Below are 12,136 nucleotides of genomic sequence, written 5' to 3' on the forward strand. Positions count from 1 at the left end.
TGCGCTGACCACGAACAGGCAGACCACGACGGTGGCGCAGGCCACGGTAACAGCCAAGGTCCATGAGACGCTTAATGTTCATTGCAGTTTCACGACGAAGATCACCTTCAACGGTGTATTCAGCGTCGATTGCTTCACGGACTTTCAGAACTTCTGCATCAGAAAGTTCGTTGACGCGACGCTCTGCAGCAATACCGACTTTCTCGGTGATTTCCTGCGCGAACTTCGCACCAATGCCATGAATGTACTGCAGCGCGATAACTACGCGCTTATTCGTCGGAAGGTTGACGCCAGCAATACGTGCCACGTTTGTTTTCTCCAATTACGAGGGTACGTTTGTTCCCTCTCCCATTTTTTTTGCCGATAACACACCTACAACCAGGCAGGTTGAGGGCGCACCATCACACAGCAAAAAGATCAGCCTCGGTTTCCCAAGGAAAACCGGCGCCAATCGATTATGGTGTCGATGTGCGCCGGCTATACTTTATTATAAAGGCAAGCGCAAGCGCCTGCCTTCAAAAAGCACGGATTAAACCGTGCTCAAAATCGTATCGATCTCTGAAGCAACCTCGTCAACGGACTTCATGCCATCAACGCTCATCAGCATGTTCCGCTCACCATAGTACTTGATAAGCGGGGCTGTCTGCTCGTTGTAAACTGCAAGACGCTTCTTCAAAGACTCTGCATTGTCATCGGATCGAGCTTCCGCGCTTTCACGAGCACGTGTTTCGATACGCTCAAGAAGGATACCTTCATCGACCTTCAGCTGCACAACAGCATCAAGTCTCTGGTCCTTCTTCTCAAGCAGTTCGCCAAGAGCGTCTGCCTGAGCAATGGTGCGTGGGAAACCGTCCAAAATGAAGCCCTTTGCACAATCAGCCTGATCAATACGATCAGAAATGATGGAACAAATCAGGTCATCAGAAACCAGGTCACCACGTGTCAGAACATCTTTAACCTTCAAGCCGACTTCGGTTTCAGCTGCAACAGCTGCACGAAGCATGTCACCAGTAGAAAGCTGGACAATACCATGCACCGCAACAAGTCGACCTGCCTGAGTGCCTTTACCAGCACCAGGAGGGCCAAGAAGAATCAATCTCATCTACGTTTCCCCCTCAACTTCGTTTTCTTCACCAAGCCCTCGTACTGATGAGCAAGAAGGTGTCCCTGGATCTGAGAAACGGTATCCATGGTGACGCTAACAACAATGAGCAGAGACGTACCACCGAAGTAGAACGGCACACCCGTTGCTGAGATCAGGAACTCTGGCAACAAACAAATGAGAGTAATGTATATTGCACCAACAACCGTAATGCGAGTTAGCACATGGTCAATGTACTGCGCAGTACGTTCGCCTGGACGAATTCCTGGAATGAAGCCACCATGCTTCTTGAGGTTGTCTGCTGTCTCCGACGGATTGAAAACAATCGCGGTGTAGAAGAAGCAGAAAAAGATGATTAATGCTGCATAAAGAGCCATGTAGGCCGGTTGACCGTGTCCCAGCAGCGCAGTGATTGTTGTCAACCACGCCATCGAACCAGTGGAATCACCGGTTTGGAAACTGGCTACAGTCGCTGGTACCAGCAACAAGGAGCTCGCAAAAATCGGTGGAATAACACCAGCCGTATTGAGTTTGAGTGGCAGGAACGAAGTGTTCCCCTCAAACATCTTATTGCCTTGTTGGCGACGTGGATACTGAATCAGCAACCGCCGCTGTGCACGTTCCATGAAGACGATAACGCCGATAACCACCACAGACAGTATGATGACTGCCAAAATGATTGGAGTTGCAAGCGCGCCCTGACGACCAAGTTCCAAAGTGGAAGCAATCGCAGAAGGAAGCCCGGCAACAATACCGGAGAAAATGATCAAAGAAATGCCGTTACCAATGCCGCGAGAGGTGATTTGCTCACCCAGCCACATCAGGAACATAGTACCACCAACAAGGGTAAGAACTGTTGCAATACGGAAGAACCAGCCCGGATCGATAACAATGTTCGCGCCAGCCTCAAGACCAACGGAAATACCGTAGGCCTGGAAGGTTGCCAGAATCACTGTACCAAAACGTGTGTACTGGTTAATTTTTTTCCGGCCTTGCTCACCCTCTTTCTTCAGCTGTTCCAAACTAGGAACAACAGAAGTCATAAGCTGGATGATAATCGACGCAGAAATGTAAGGCATGATGCCGAGGGCAAAAATAGCCATACGCTCGACAGCACCACCGGAGAACATGTTAAACAGGCCAACAATGCCAGTTTGTACGTTTCCGAAGGCCTGTGCGAGCGCGTCAGGATTAATTCCAGGCAGAGGGATATAGGTTCCGAATCGATAAACCAAAAGCGCGCCTAGCGTGAACCAGATCCGCTTCTTCAGTTCCTCGGCTTTAGCAAAGGCAGAAAAGTTAAGGTTTGAAGCAAGTTGCTCGGCAGCAGAAGCCATTCCGCGCTCCGGTCAGTTTGGATACACCCCGAAAAAAAGACAAGGCTGTTAAGCCTTGCCTTCCTTGATTACGACCTTGCCGCCTGCTTTTTCAACTGCTGCAACAGCAGTTTTGGAAGCACCAGCAATTTCGAAAGTTACAGCAGTTTTCAGTTCACCGTCGGACAGAAGGCGTACGCCATCCAGAACGCGGCGAACAACGCCTGCTGCAACAAGTGCTTCAACAGTCACCGTCGCGGAAGCGTCAAGCTTACCAGCGTCGATTGCTGTCTGAACACGACCCAAGGACACAATGTTCAGGTCCTTAGCAAAGATATTGGTGAAGCCGCGCTTTGGAAGACGACGATGCAATGGCATCTGCCCGCCTTCAAAGCCCTTGATAGCAACACCCGAACGGGACTTCTGACCTTTGACACCACGGCCGCCAGTCTTGCCCTTACCGGAACCGATACCGCGTCCTACGCGGGTTCGGTCCGAAACAGCACCCGGGTTATCCCGGAGTTCGTTGAGCTTCATGATAGTTCTCCCGGTCCGCTTATGCTTCGTCTAAAACGCGAACCAGATGCTGAACCTTACGGATCATGCCGCGTACTTCTGGAGTATCCTTCAGAGTACGACGACGGTGCATCTTGTTCAAGCCCAGACCAATCAACGTAGCACGCTGACTAGCAGGACGGCGAAGCGGGCTACCGATCTGTTCGACTGTTACAGTCTTTTCAGTATTAGCCATGACACTAACCCTTGTTCTCAGTCAGCAAAAGCGAGGCTTATGCCTCAGCCTTTACTGGCGCCGCATCATCGTTGTCACGACGACGAGCCTGCAAGGAAGATACCTTGAGACCACGACGTGCTGCAACAGAACGCGGGCTGTCTTCTTTTTTCAGTGCATCGAAAGTCGCACGAACCATGTTGTACGGGTTGGAAGTACCAAGGGACTTCGCAACAACGTCCTGGACACCAAGTGTCTCAAACACAGCACGCATTGGACCACCAGCGATGATACCGGTACCGGCAGGTGCTGCACGAAGTACAACTTTACCTGCGCCGTGACGGCCTTCAACATCGTGGTGAAGAGTACGACCTTCACGAAGTGGCACACGAACCATAGTACGCTTAGCAGCTTCTGTTGCTTTGCGGATGGCCTCTGGCACTTCACGAGCCTTACCGTGACCAAAGCCAACGCGGCCTTTCTGATCACCAACTACTACAAGAGCGGCGAAGCCGAAACGACGACCACCCTTTACAACTTTAGCGACGCGGTTGATGTGAACGAGCTTATCGACAAATTCGCTGTCGCGCTCTTCACGATCCCGGTTATCCTGTCTCGCCATAATAATGTTTCCCGTTCTCTAGGAGCACCAAAAGGCGCTGATCAGAAGCTCAGACCGCTATCACGTGCTGCATCTGCCAAGGCCTGAACACGGCCATGATAGATATAACCACCACGATCAAACACGACTTCTTTGATACCAGCAGCAATAGCGCGTTCAGCAATAAGCTTGCCTACAGCAGCAGCAGCATCTTTATTGCCGCCGTTTTCTACTTTTACGTCTTTCTCAATGGTAGACGCGGACGCAAGGGTTACACCCTTGGTATCGTCGATGATCTGAGCGTAAATCTGCTTGGATGAGCGGAAAACGGACAGCCGAGGACGGCCATTCGCTACCTTTTTGATCGAACGGCGCACACGGGCGCGACGACGTTCGAAAGAATTTCCATTCGCCATGGTCCGTACCGTTACTTCTTCTTGCCTTCTTTACGAACGATGAACTCGTCCGCATAACGAATACCCTTGCCTTTGTATGGCTCAGGTGGGCGATATTCACGAATGTTCGCGGCAACCTGCCCTATCTGCTGCTTGTCAATGCCGTTGATGACAATTTCTGTCGGCTTCGGACATTTGATTTCTACACCCTCAGGAATGTCAAACTTGACATCATGAGAGAAACCAAGAGCAAGATTAAGGGTCTTACCTTGAACCTGTGCACGGTAACCAACACCGGCAATCGCCAGCTGCTTTTCGAAGCCGGAAGTCACACCTGTGATAAGGTTAGCGACCATGGTGCGGGACATACCCCACATAGAACGCGCAGTCTTTGACTGGTTGCGCGGATCAAGACGGATACCATCATCCGCCATATCGACCGAAACGAGATCGTTGACCACGAAGGAGAGTTCCCCCTTCGGGCCTTTAACGATAACATTCTGGCCGTTGATCGTTGCCGTTACCCCGCTTGGCACGGGGACTGGCTTCTTGCCAATTCGAGACATAAGATCAACCTGTCTGTTATTTTAGTTAATCGTGCAATGCCGCGTCAGAAGACGCGACAAAGTACTTCACCACCCACATTTTTCTCACGTGCATCGTGGTCTGCCATTACGCCCTGAGGAGTAGACAGAATAGATACACCCAAGCCGTTTGCAACGTGTGGGATGTTCTTGACCGAAGAATATACGCGACGACCAGGCTTAGATACGCGCTCAATCGTGCGAATCACTGGTTCACCGTCGAAATACTTCAACTCAATTTCAAGCTCAGACTTGCCTGCACCGAAGTCAACAGCGGTATAACCGCGGATGTAACCTTCAGAAATCAGAACGTCCAAGATGTGTGCGCGCAACTTAGAAGCAGGTGTGCTTACTTTAGATTTGCGACGCATCTGCGCATTACGGATGCGCGTGATCATATCCCCGACTGGATCGGAAATCGACATAGCAGTAACTCCTTACCAGCTCGACTTCACGAGACCCGGGATCTTGCCCAGGGAACCCAACTCACGAAGCGCAATACGCGACATCTTAAGTTTGCGGTAGTAACCGCGTGGGCGACCTGTGACTTCACACCGGTTGCGTACCCGTGTAGGCGCGGAATTGCGCGGCAGCTTTGAAAGCTTCAGCCGTGCATTGAAACGCTCCTCCAGGGACAAGCTCTCGTCCTTGGCCATGGCCTTCAGGGCAGCACGCTTGTCAGCATATTTACTAACAAGAGCTACGCGCCGCTTGTTTTTCTCGACCGCGCTTTTCTTCGCCATCGTCTGTCCTCGTTCCTTTCCCGTATACCGCTTTTATTTGCGGAACGGGAAGTTGAACGCGCGCAGCAGTTCACGCGCTTCGTCATCGGTTTTAGCATTGGTACAAACAACAATGTCCATACCCCACATTTGATCTACTTTATCGTAGTCAATTTCAGGGAAAACAATGTGTTCTTTAAGTCCCATAGCGTAGTTGCCACGTCCGTCGAAGCTTTTCGGATTCAAGCCACGAAAGTCACGTACACGCGGAAGCGCGATTGTGATCAAACGATCCATGAATTCGAACATCTGGTTACGACGAAGTGTAACTTTAGTACCCAGCGGCATATCTTCACGAACCTTGAAGGTCGCGATAGATTTTCTAGCACGGGTAATAACCGCCTTTTGACCAGCAATCAAGCTAAGATCTTCAGCAGCGATACGAGCCTTCTTGCTGTCACCAACAGCTTCACCAACACCCATGTTCAAAACGATCTTTTCGACCGAAGGAATCATCATTGGGTTGGTGTAGTTAAACTTCTCCTGAAGCTCACCACGCACTACATCATTGTAGTGCGCCTTGAGCCGTGGAGTGTAAGTAGCGTCAGCCATCAATCACGTCTCCTGAACGCTTAGCGACACGAACAGTGGCGCCTGCATCATTAGTCGTGAAACCGACGCGGGTCGGCTTGCCATCCTTAGGATCAGCAATGGCAATATTGGAAAGCTGAATAGGAGCTTCCTTTGTGATGATACCACCTTCGCTCTGTTGGGTCTGGCGCTGGTGACGTTTCACCAAGTTAACGCCACGCACGACAGCGCGGTTGTCAGATGGAATCATCTGGAGAACTTCCCCAGTCTTTCCTTTGTCACGACCGGCAATTACGACGACTTTGTCGCCCTTTTTGATCTTCGCGGGCATCAGAGCACCTCCGGCGCAAGCGAAATGATCTTCATGTGATTCTTGCCACGCAGTTCACGAGGAACTGGGCCAAAAATACGTGTTCCGATCGGTTCTTTGTTGTTGTTGATCAGGACGGCAGCATTGCTGTCGAACCGGATCACACTGCCGTCAGCACGACGGATGTCTTTAGCCGTGCGTACGACGACCGCTTTCATCACGTCGCCCTTCTTTACACGACCCCGAGGAATTGCTTCTTTGACGGAGACAACAATGATGTCGCCAACGCCAGCATACTTCCGTTTGGAGCCGCCGAGCACTTTGATGCACATGACACGACGTGCGCCGGAATTATCGGCTACGTCGAGGTTAGTTTGCATCTGAATCATGACTCGTCGCCTTGTTCTTTCTCAGCACTCTAAAAGTTAGAAATGCTGGATGCGTTCACTAGCTCGCTGCTTCCGTAGAAACAACGGTCCATTTCTTATTCTTAGAGATTGGAGCACACTCTTCAATTTGAACGGTGTCGCCAACCTTGTAAGAATTATTTTCGTCATGTGCACGATACTTCTTCGTACGGCGCACAACTTTTTTCAGCAAAGGGTGGGTAAAGCGACGCTCTACCTTCACCGTTACTGTCTTTTCGTTCGCATCGCTAACAACGACACCCTGCAAAATACGCTTTGGCATCATTAGCTCCTTATGCGTTGTCAGACACGCGCTTGTCGCGCAAGACTGTCTGGATCCGCGCAATGTCCCGGCGAACCTGACGGACACGAGCGGTGTTTTCGAGCTGACCAGTTGCTCTCTGGAAACGCAAGTTGAACTGTTCTTTTTTCAGTTCTTCCAGGTTTGCCTTGAGCTCATCTGAGGTGTTAGCTCTTACGTCGCTAGCCTTCATGGCCTTTTCCTTTCGATGTCCGATTACTCACCAATGCGCTGGACGAACCGGCACTTGATTGGGAGTTTAGCAGCGGCCAGACGCATTGCTTCACGAGCAATATCTTCAGACACACCGTCCATTTCGAACATGATGCGACCAGGTTTCACCCGGCACGCCCAGTACTCAGGAGAACCTTTACCCTTACCCATGCGGACTTCAGCCGGCTTGGAGGACACAGGAACGTCCGGGAAGATTCTGATCCACACGCGACCCGCACGCTTCATGTAACGGGTCATTGCACGACGGGCAGCCTCAATCTGACGAGCGGTGATCCGCTCTGGTTCCATGGCTTTCAGGCCAAAGGCACCAAAATTGAGGTCCGTACCACCCTTGGCATTACCATGGATGCGGCCCTTGTGCTGCTTGCGGAACTTAGTACGCTTTGGTTGCAGCATCGTTTTCTCTCGCTTTAATAGTTAAGCCGTGTGAAGGCGCTGCTTACGCAGCGCGCTCACGCCGACCGCCACCTTGGCGTTCGCTCTTGCCACCACCTTCAGTCGCACGACGTTCAGAAGCCATTGGGTCATGCTCAAGGATTTCGCCCTTGAAGATCCAGACTTTAACGCCACACGCGCCGTAAGCGGTGTGTGCTGTAGCAGTGCCGTAGTCGATGTCTGCACGAAGAGTGTGCAGAGGCACGCGACCTTCACGGTACCATTCGATACGTGCGATTTCCGCACCACCAAGACGACCACCGCAGTTAATACGGATGCCCTGGGCGCCAAGACGCATTGCAGACTGAACTGCACGCTTCATGGCACGGCGGAAAGCAACACGACGCTCGAGCTGCTGAGCGATAGATGCTGCAACAAGCGCTGCATCGGTCTCCGGCTTGCGCACTTCAACGATATTGAGGTGCACTTCCGAATTTGTCATCTCGGACAGCTTCTTGCGAAGGCGTTCGATGTCTGCACCTTTTTTACCGATAACAACACCTGGACGACCAGAGTGAATAGTTACACGGCACTTTTTGTGCGGACGTTCAATGACGACCTTGGATACAGCAGCCTGCTTAAGTTCTTTAAGCAGATATTCGCGGATGCGAAAATCTTCATGAAGAAGATCGCCGTATTCGTTCTTGCTAGCAAACCAGCGAGAGTCCCAGGTACGGTTGATGCCAAGACGAAAACCGATTGGATTAATCTTCTGACCCATCAGGCAGTCTCCTCAACTTCCCGAACCACGATAGTCAGGTTGGAAAACGGCTTTAGGATCCGTCCAACACGACCACGAGCTCGCGGCTGGAAGCGCTTCATGACAAGCGCTTTGCCAACATAAGCCTCGGCGACGACAAGATTGTCGACGTCGAGATCATGGTTGTTTTCCGCATTAGCAATAGCAGACATCAAGGTCTTCTTGACGTCGCCTGAAATGCGCTTACGGGAGAAGGTAAGATCAGCAAGTGCTGTACCAACCTTCTTACCGCGAATGGATGCAGCAACGAGGTTCAACTTCTGCGGGGAAACCCGCAGCATGCGGCAAACCGCCTTTGCCTCGTTGTCTGGGAGCATCCGCTCATGCTTCTGCTTGCCCATCGCTACTTCCTCTTTGACTTTTTGTCAGCGCCATGGCCGTAGTAGGTACGAGAAGGAGCGAATTCGCCCAACTTGTGCCCAACCATGTCTTCACTGATCAAAACAGGAATGTGCTTTTGACCGTTATAGACGCCAAAAGTCAACCCCACAAAGTGCGGCAGAACGGTAGAACGTCGGCTCCAGGTCTTAATGACCTCATTCCGGCCGGATTCACGAACCTTATCCGCTTTCTTCAGGAGGTAACCGTCAATAAACGGCCCTTTCCAGATCGAACGTGCCACGATCCGTTCCTCTTACTTCTTACGCGCGTGACGAGACCGAACGATAAACTTATCGCTGGACTTGTTACTGCGTGTGCGCTTGCCTTTGGTCGGCTTGCCCCAAGGGGTAACCGGATGACGTCCACCGGAGGTGCGACCTTCACCACCACCATGTGGGTGATCGACAGGGTTCATCGCAACACCACGAACGTGTGGGCGACGACCCAGCCAACGGGAACGACCAGCCTTACCAAGGTTGATGTTCGCGTGGTCCTGGTTGGATACCGCACCAACGGTAGCCATACAGGTGCCAAGAACGCGACGCTGTTCACCGGAAAGCAGACGGATGACTGTGTAACCAGCATCACGACCAACGATCTGAGCGTAAGCACCAGCTGAGCGAGCAATCTGCGCGCCTTTGCCTGGCTTCATCTCGATGTTGTGGATGATGGTACCCACTGGAATAGAAGCCAGAGGCATAGCGTTGCCTGGCTTAATATCCACAGCTTCACCAGCTACAACCTTATCGCCAGCAGCAAGACGCTGTGGTGCAAGGATGTATGCCTGCTCGCCATCATCATAAGTGATGAGAGCGATGAAAGCGGTGCGGTTTGGATCGTATTCCAGACGCTCAACAGTACCGACAACGTCGAATTTACGACGCTTGAAGTCGATCAGGCGGTAGGTACGTTTGTGACCACCACCAATGTTGTTCGCAGTCTTACGACCGTGGTTGTTACGACCACCGGACTTGGACAGACCTTCAGTCAATTTCTTGACTGGCTTGCCTTTCCAAAGATCAGAACGGTCTACCTGGACCAGCTGACGACGGCCAGGAGATGTCGGATTAAATGTCTTAAGTGCCATTTTGTCCTACCCCTTACAGACCGGTCGTCACGTCGATGGACTGACCATCTTCCAGAGTGACCACAGCTTTTTTGAAGTCGTTCTGTTTGCCGACAACACCTTTGAAGCGCTTGGTTTTACCCTTGCGAACCAGTGTGTTGACTGCTTTGACTTTTACGCCGAACAGAGCTTCAACAGCTGCTTTGATTTCCGGTTTTGTTGCAGTGAGAGCAACCTTGAAAACAACTTTATTCTCTTCAGAGGCAAAAGTAGCTTTCTCGGTGATCACCGGAGATACGATTTTGTCGTAGTGAACGAGCTTGCTCATTAGAAGCGCTCCTCCAAAGCTGCAACTGCCGCTTTGGTCAGGACCAGCGTATCACGACGAAGAATGTCGTAAACGTTGATACCCTGTACCGGCAGTACATCTACGAGTGGAATGTTACGAGTAGCCAAACCGAAGTTTGCATCTACTTCAGAACCGTCCACGAACAACGCACTGTTCAATCCGAGAGAACCGAGCTGGTCCTTCAGAGCCTTGGTTTTGGCTTCTGCTGATTTCGCATCTTCAACAACAACAAGGTTGCCAGAAGCTGCTTTTGCAGACAGAGCGTGCTTCAGACCCAGAACACGAACTTTTTTAGGAAGTTCATGAGCGTGCTCACGCACAACTGGACCAAATGCCCTACCACCACCACGGAACTGAGGTGCTTTACGGTTACCGTGACGTGCGCCGCCAGAACCTTTCTGGCGTACGAATTTTTTGGTGGTACCATTAACTTCGGAACGACCCAAAGTTTTATGTGTACCAGCCTGGCGCTTTGCAAGCTGCCAGCGAACAACACGCTGGATTAGGTCGATACGTGGCTCGAGACCAAAGATCTCGTCAGACACTGTGATCGAACCCGCTGCGTTACCGCCGAGGGTTTTAACCTCGAGTTCCATCACTCACCTTCCTTCCCGGCTTCAGCCGCTGCAATAGCAGAGTTCTGACGGAATGCACCTGGTACAGGAACGTTCTCTGGCAGAGCCTTCTTAATTGCATCACGAACCAGGATCCAACCGCCTTTAGAGCCAGGTACAGAACCTTCAACCATGATCAGACCACGTTCTACGTCAGTACGTACAACTTTCAGGTTCTGAGTGGTTACGCGTTCAGCACCGAGGTGTCCGGCCATTTTCTTGCCTTTAAACACCTTACCTGGATCCTGACACTGACCGGTAGAACCGTGCGCACGGTGTGAAACAGACACACCATGAGAAGCGCGACCACCACCGAAGTTGTGACGCTTCATCGCACCAGCAAAGCCCTTACCGATAGAGGTGCCGGTTACATCCACGAACTGACCGTTAAGGAAGTGGTCAGCTGTAAGCTCAGCACCAACTTCGATCAAGTTCTCTTCAGAAACACGGAACTCAGCGAGTTTGCGCTTAGGCTCAACTTTTGCAACTGCAAAGTGGCCACGCATCGCGCGGTTCGTGTTCTTAACTTTTGCCGCACCTACGCCCAACTGAAGCGCAGTGTAGCCGTTCTTGTCTGCCGTCCGGTGAGCAACAACTTGACAGTTGTCTAGACGCAGTACTGTAACGGGCACGTGTTCGCCTGCCGCGTTATAGATACGGGTCATACCCACCTTCTGTGCGATCACTCCAGAACGCATTACTGTGTCCCCTTGCCGCACTTAGAGCTTGATCTCGACATCAACGCCAGCAGCCAGGTCGAGCTTCATCAAAGCATCTACTGTCTGTGGTGTTGGGTCGACGATGTCCAAAAGACGCTTATGAGTGCGCATTTCGAACTGATCACGGCTCTTTTTATCAACATGCGGTCCGCGAAGTACTGTGTACTTCTCAATCCGCGTCGGCAACGGAACTGGTCCACGCACTTGTGCGCCGGTCCGTTTCGCCGTGTTCACGATTTCCTTAGTGGAAGCGTCAAGAACACGGTGATCAAACGCCTTCAGGCGGATCCGTATATTCTGACCGTTCATGACTAATCCTTAACTGAGCAAGGCAACTGCGGTTTAACACAAGATCAAACCGCAGTTCGAACTCAATTCTTATTCGATGATTTCAGCTACAACACCAGCGCCGACGGTACGCCCGCCTTCACGGATAGCGAAGCGCAGACCATCTTCCATAGCGATTGGTACGATAAGTTCAACTGAAACAGCAACGTTATCACCAGGCATCACCATTTC

24 protein-coding genes and 1 pseudogene are annotated in these 12,136 nt (G+C 51.5%); all 25 read right to left on the reverse strand.

Annotated elements, in window-relative coordinates; all coding sequences use genetic code 11:
• Nucleotides 1-307: 30S ribosomal protein S13 (gene rpsM / locus PPL9_RS14885; RefSeq protein ID WP_059279746.1), on the reverse strand; the 307-nt coding region annotated here is incomplete at its 3' end.
• Between the two features lie 222 nt (nucleotides 308-529).
• Nucleotides 530-1,102, reverse strand: coding sequence for an adenylate kinase (locus PPL9_RS14890; protein WP_057463420.1), 573 nt, complete (start codon nucleotides 1,100-1,102; stop codon nucleotides 530-532).
• The gene (secY, locus tag PPL9_RS14895; RefSeq protein WP_057463421.1) at nucleotides 1,099-2,439 is read right to left on the reverse strand and encodes a preprotein translocase subunit SecY; all 1,341 of its coding nucleotides are present in this window, start codon (nucleotides 2,437-2,439) and stop codon (nucleotides 1,099-1,101) included. Before secY ends, PPL9_RS14890 begins: the two co-directional genes overlap by 4 nt.
• Before the next feature lie 48 nt (nucleotides 2,440-2,487).
• On the reverse strand, nucleotides 2,488-2,955 hold the full coding sequence (gene rplO / locus PPL9_RS14900) for a 50S ribosomal protein L15 (protein WP_057463422.1): 468 nt from the start codon (nucleotides 2,953-2,955) through the stop codon (nucleotides 2,488-2,490).
• 19 nt (nucleotides 2,956-2,974) lie between these two features.
• Entirely contained in the window at nucleotides 2,975-3,169 is a 195-nt protein-coding gene (gene rpmD / locus PPL9_RS14905; protein WP_057463423.1) for a 50S ribosomal protein L30, read from the reverse strand.
• Between the two features lie 37 nt (nucleotides 3,170-3,206).
• Nucleotides 3,207-3,770: a 30S ribosomal protein S5 gene (gene rpsE / locus PPL9_RS14910; protein ID WP_008548041.1), complete on the reverse strand. Its 564-nt coding sequence runs from the start codon at nucleotides 3,768-3,770 to the stop codon at nucleotides 3,207-3,209.
• A 41-nt stretch (nucleotides 3,771-3,811) separates the two neighbouring features.
• Nucleotides 3,812-4,165, reverse strand: a complete 354-nt coding sequence (gene rplR, locus PPL9_RS14915; RefSeq protein WP_057463424.1) for a 50S ribosomal protein L18 — start codon at nucleotides 4,163-4,165, stop codon at nucleotides 3,812-3,814.
• An 11-nt stretch (nucleotides 4,166-4,176) separates the two neighbouring features.
• Nucleotides 4,177-4,710: a 50S ribosomal protein L6 gene (gene rplF, locus PPL9_RS14920; protein ID WP_057463425.1), complete on the reverse strand. Its 534-nt coding sequence runs from the start codon at nucleotides 4,708-4,710 to the stop codon at nucleotides 4,177-4,179.
• A gap of 44 nt (nucleotides 4,711-4,754) precedes the next feature.
• Nucleotides 4,755-5,153 carry a 30S ribosomal protein S8 gene (rpsH, locus tag PPL9_RS14925; RefSeq protein WP_057463426.1) on the reverse strand — a complete coding sequence of 133 codons (399 nt, stop codon included), beginning with the start codon at nucleotides 5,151-5,153 and terminating at the stop codon, nucleotides 4,755-4,757.
• A 12-nt stretch (nucleotides 5,154-5,165) separates the two neighbouring features.
• The gene (gene rpsN, locus PPL9_RS14930) at nucleotides 5,166-5,471 is read right to left on the reverse strand and encodes a 30S ribosomal protein S14 (protein WP_057463427.1); all 306 of its coding nucleotides are present in this window, start codon (nucleotides 5,469-5,471) and stop codon (nucleotides 5,166-5,168) included.
• Nucleotides 5,472-5,504: 33 nt separating this feature from the next.
• Nucleotides 5,505-6,062 (reverse strand): 50S ribosomal protein L5, encoded by a 558-nt coding sequence (gene rplE / locus PPL9_RS14935; protein WP_057463428.1) that lies wholly within the window; start codon nucleotides 6,060-6,062, stop codon nucleotides 5,505-5,507.
• Nucleotides 6,055-6,372, reverse strand: a complete 318-nt coding sequence (rplX, locus tag PPL9_RS14940; protein WP_057463429.1) for a 50S ribosomal protein L24 — start codon at nucleotides 6,370-6,372, stop codon at nucleotides 6,055-6,057. Before rplX ends, rplE begins: the two co-directional genes overlap by 8 nt.
• The gene (gene rplN / locus PPL9_RS14945; RefSeq protein ID WP_057463430.1) at nucleotides 6,372-6,740 is read right to left on the reverse strand and encodes a 50S ribosomal protein L14; all 369 of its coding nucleotides are present in this window, start codon (nucleotides 6,738-6,740) and stop codon (nucleotides 6,372-6,374) included. The genes rplX and rplN overlap by 1 nt, the downstream gene beginning before the upstream one ends.
• 58 nt (nucleotides 6,741-6,798) lie before the next feature.
• Nucleotides 6,799-7,041, reverse strand: a complete 243-nt coding sequence (gene rpsQ, locus PPL9_RS14950) for a 30S ribosomal protein S17 (RefSeq protein ID WP_057463454.1) — start codon at nucleotides 7,039-7,041, stop codon at nucleotides 6,799-6,801.
• Between the two features lie 10 nt (nucleotides 7,042-7,051).
• Nucleotides 7,052-7,252, reverse strand: coding sequence for a 50S ribosomal protein L29 (gene rpmC / locus PPL9_RS14955; RefSeq protein WP_057463431.1), 201 nt, complete (start codon nucleotides 7,250-7,252; stop codon nucleotides 7,052-7,054).
• Nucleotides 7,253-7,275: 23 nt separating this feature from the next.
• The gene (rplP, locus tag PPL9_RS14960; RefSeq protein ID WP_057463432.1) at nucleotides 7,276-7,689 is read right to left on the reverse strand and encodes a 50S ribosomal protein L16; all 414 of its coding nucleotides are present in this window, start codon (nucleotides 7,687-7,689) and stop codon (nucleotides 7,276-7,278) included.
• 43 nt (nucleotides 7,690-7,732) lie between these two features.
• Nucleotides 7,733-8,449: a 30S ribosomal protein S3 gene (rpsC, locus tag PPL9_RS14965; protein ID WP_057463433.1), complete on the reverse strand. Its 717-nt coding sequence runs from the start codon at nucleotides 8,447-8,449 to the stop codon at nucleotides 7,733-7,735.
• Nucleotides 8,449-8,829, reverse strand: a complete 381-nt coding sequence (gene rplV, locus PPL9_RS14970; protein WP_057463434.1) for a 50S ribosomal protein L22 — start codon at nucleotides 8,827-8,829, stop codon at nucleotides 8,449-8,451. The genes rpsC and rplV overlap by 1 nt, the downstream gene beginning before the upstream one ends.
• Nucleotides 8,830-8,831: 2 nt before the next feature.
• The gene (gene rpsS / locus PPL9_RS14975) at nucleotides 8,832-9,110 is read right to left on the reverse strand and encodes a 30S ribosomal protein S19 (RefSeq protein WP_057463435.1); all 279 of its coding nucleotides are present in this window, start codon (nucleotides 9,108-9,110) and stop codon (nucleotides 8,832-8,834) included.
• A gap of 12 nt (nucleotides 9,111-9,122) precedes the next feature.
• Nucleotides 9,123-9,956, reverse strand: coding sequence for a 50S ribosomal protein L2 (gene rplB / locus PPL9_RS14980; RefSeq protein WP_057463436.1), 834 nt, complete (start codon nucleotides 9,954-9,956; stop codon nucleotides 9,123-9,125).
• A gap of 13 nt (nucleotides 9,957-9,969) precedes the next feature.
• Nucleotides 9,970-10,263 (reverse strand): 50S ribosomal protein L23, encoded by a 294-nt coding sequence (locus tag PPL9_RS14985; RefSeq protein ID WP_057463437.1) that lies wholly within the window; start codon nucleotides 10,261-10,263, stop codon nucleotides 9,970-9,972.
• Nucleotides 10,263-10,880: a 50S ribosomal protein L4 gene (rplD, locus tag PPL9_RS14990; RefSeq protein ID WP_057463438.1), complete on the reverse strand. Its 618-nt coding sequence runs from the start codon at nucleotides 10,878-10,880 to the stop codon at nucleotides 10,263-10,265. The genes PPL9_RS14985 and rplD overlap by 1 nt, the downstream gene beginning before the upstream one ends.
• Complete coding sequence (gene rplC, locus PPL9_RS14995; protein ID WP_057463439.1) at nucleotides 10,880-11,596, reverse strand: 50S ribosomal protein L3; 717 nt, start codon at nucleotides 11,594-11,596, stop codon at nucleotides 10,880-10,882. The genes rplD and rplC overlap by 1 nt, the downstream gene beginning before the upstream one ends.
• Nucleotides 11,597-11,617: 21 nt before the next feature.
• Complete coding sequence (rpsJ, locus tag PPL9_RS15000) at nucleotides 11,618-11,926, reverse strand: 30S ribosomal protein S10 (RefSeq protein WP_008547405.1); 309 nt, start codon at nucleotides 11,924-11,926, stop codon at nucleotides 11,618-11,620.
• A gap of 69 nt (nucleotides 11,927-11,995) precedes the next feature.
• A pseudogene (tuf, locus tag PPL9_RS31370) lies at nucleotides 11,996-12,136 on the reverse strand (elongation factor Tu); the annotation flags it as partial.

Origin of the sequence: Pseudovibrio sp. POLY-S9 (assembly GCF_001431305.1) — a bacterium.
In the GTDB taxonomy this organism is placed as follows: domain Bacteria; phylum Pseudomonadota; class Alphaproteobacteria; order Rhizobiales; family Stappiaceae; genus Pseudovibrio.

Excerpts from the sequence above, each read along its gene's own strand:
- PPL9_RS14890 (WP_057463420.1), bottom strand. The coding sequence starts at position 1,102 with ATGAGATTGATTCTTCTTGGCCCTCCTGGTGCTGGTAAAGGCACTCAG.
- secY (WP_057463421.1), bottom strand. The coding sequence starts at position 2,439 with ATGGCTTCTGCTGCCGAGCAACTTGCTTCAAACCTTAACTTTTCTGCC.
- rplO (WP_057463422.1), bottom strand. The coding sequence starts at position 2,955 with ATGAAGCTCAACGAACTCCGGGATAACCCGGGTGCTGTTTCGGACCGA.
- rpmD (WP_057463423.1), bottom strand. The coding sequence starts at position 3,169 with ATGGCTAATACTGAAAAGACTGTAACAGTCGAACAGATCGGTAGCCCG.
- rpsE (WP_008548041.1), bottom strand. The coding sequence starts at position 3,770 with ATGGCGAGACAGGATAACCGGGATCGTGAAGAGCGCGACAGCGAATTT.
- rplR (WP_057463424.1), bottom strand. The coding sequence starts at position 4,165 with ATGGCGAATGGAAATTCTTTCGAACGTCGTCGCGCCCGTGTGCGCCGT.
- rplF (WP_057463425.1), bottom strand. The coding sequence starts at position 4,710 with ATGTCTCGAATTGGCAAGAAGCCAGTCCCCGTGCCAAGCGGGGTAACG.
- rpsH (WP_057463426.1), bottom strand. The coding sequence starts at position 5,153 with ATGTCGATTTCCGATCCAGTCGGGGATATGATCACGCGCATCCGTAAT.
- rpsN (WP_057463427.1), bottom strand. The coding sequence starts at position 5,471 with ATGGCGAAGAAAAGCGCGGTCGAGAAAAACAAGCGGCGCGTAGCTCTT.
- rplE (WP_057463428.1), bottom strand. The coding sequence starts at position 6,062 with ATGGCTGACGCTACTTACACTCCACGGCTCAAGGCGCACTACAATGAT.
- rplX (WP_057463429.1), bottom strand. The coding sequence starts at position 6,372 with ATGCCCGCGAAGATCAAAAAGGGCGACAAAGTCGTCGTAATTGCCGGT.
- rplN (WP_057463430.1), bottom strand. The coding sequence starts at position 6,740 with ATGATTCAGATGCAAACTAACCTCGACGTAGCCGATAATTCCGGCGCA.
- rpsQ (WP_057463454.1), bottom strand. The coding sequence starts at position 7,041 with ATGCCAAAGCGTATTTTGCAGGGTGTCGTTGTTAGCGATGCGAACGAA.
- rpmC (WP_057463431.1), bottom strand. The coding sequence starts at position 7,252 with ATGAAGGCTAGCGACGTAAGAGCTAACACCTCAGATGAGCTCAAGGCA.
- rplP (WP_057463432.1), bottom strand. The coding sequence starts at position 7,689 with ATGCTGCAACCAAAGCGTACTAAGTTCCGCAAGCAGCACAAGGGCCGC.
- rpsC (WP_057463433.1), bottom strand. The coding sequence starts at position 8,449 with ATGGGTCAGAAGATTAATCCAATCGGTTTTCGTCTTGGCATCAACCGT.
- rplV (WP_057463434.1), bottom strand. The coding sequence starts at position 8,829 with ATGGGCAAGCAGAAGCATGAGCGGATGCTCCCAGACAACGAGGCAAAG.
- rplB (WP_057463436.1), bottom strand. The coding sequence starts at position 9,956 with ATGGCACTTAAGACATTTAATCCGACATCTCCTGGCCGTCGTCAGCTG.
- PPL9_RS14985 (WP_057463437.1), bottom strand. The coding sequence starts at position 10,263 with ATGAGCAAGCTCGTTCACTACGACAAAATCGTATCTCCGGTGATCACC.
- rplD (WP_057463438.1), bottom strand. The coding sequence starts at position 10,880 with ATGGAACTCGAGGTTAAAACCCTCGGCGGTAACGCAGCGGGTTCGATC.
- rplC (WP_057463439.1), bottom strand. The coding sequence starts at position 11,596 with ATGCGTTCTGGAGTGATCGCACAGAAGGTGGGTATGACCCGTATCTAT.
- rpsJ (WP_008547405.1), bottom strand. The coding sequence starts at position 11,926 with ATGAACGGTCAGAATATACGGATCCGCCTGAAGGCGTTTGATCACCGT.